This is a genomic window from Dysgonomonas sp. 25 (assembly GCF_010501075.1).
In the GTDB taxonomy this organism is placed as follows: domain Bacteria; phylum Bacteroidota; class Bacteroidia; order Bacteroidales; family Dysgonomonadaceae; genus Dysgonomonas.
The window spans coordinates 1-647 of record NZ_QVMN01000023.1 but is presented as its reverse complement, the minus strand read 5'-3'; the positions used below and the strand labels follow the sequence as shown (position 1 = coordinate 647).

Annotated in this window: 1 protein-coding gene; it reads left to right on the top strand. The window is 52.4% G+C overall.

What is annotated here, in order from left to right:
- A partial coding sequence (locus D0T66_RS16065) for a toxin glutamine deamidase domain-containing protein (RefSeq protein WP_255489854.1) occupies positions 1 to 488 on the top strand: 488 nt, incomplete at its 5' end.
- Positions 489 to 647: the final 159 nt, after the last annotated feature.

The following is a 647-nucleotide window of genomic DNA, read 5'->3' as shown; positions in this document are numbered from 1 at the left end:
CGCCGGCATACGTTCTGCGCACGCGCGGATTCGACGTCACGGCTGGCCCGAATTCGAAACGTGAAGGCAATTTAAGCTATTATCTTTCGAAAGGCAGTCATATCTGGGAAAAGTGGAAAAATGCTGACGGAACGGCCGCGAAACACACTTCGTTCATATCATGGCGCAATGCGCAGAAGTTGACAAAGATGACGCCAGACGAATACTTGAAATTCTACGAAGAACACACAAAGGCGACCGGCATCTATGAAGTGGTGCTGTCTTGGGACGGCGGCGGCGGACATTCAACGCTGCTTCAGCGATTCGCCGACGGTTCGCTTCAGCGCATTGACGCGCAAGTTTGGAGCCACGAAAAACTGACAGTCGCAGACGACATCTGCAAGCACGCAAGGGCGCAGACCCCGTACAGCTGCGACGGCATCATGCGCATCGACGACAAGCTGTTTGACACGAAGTTCGCGAAGATATTCAGGAAAGCGAAGAAATGATTTCAAGTGAACGAGTGTCGCAGACTTCCGTCACCTTGTTGTCGCGTAGAAGGAACACCGGCGGAAAGCCAGTCTTCATGTCTTCCGGCATCTGTACGCAGTAAGCGTCTGCCCCTTTATAGACACCCAAATAGGCAAGCTTCGCTTTCTTGAAGTTCT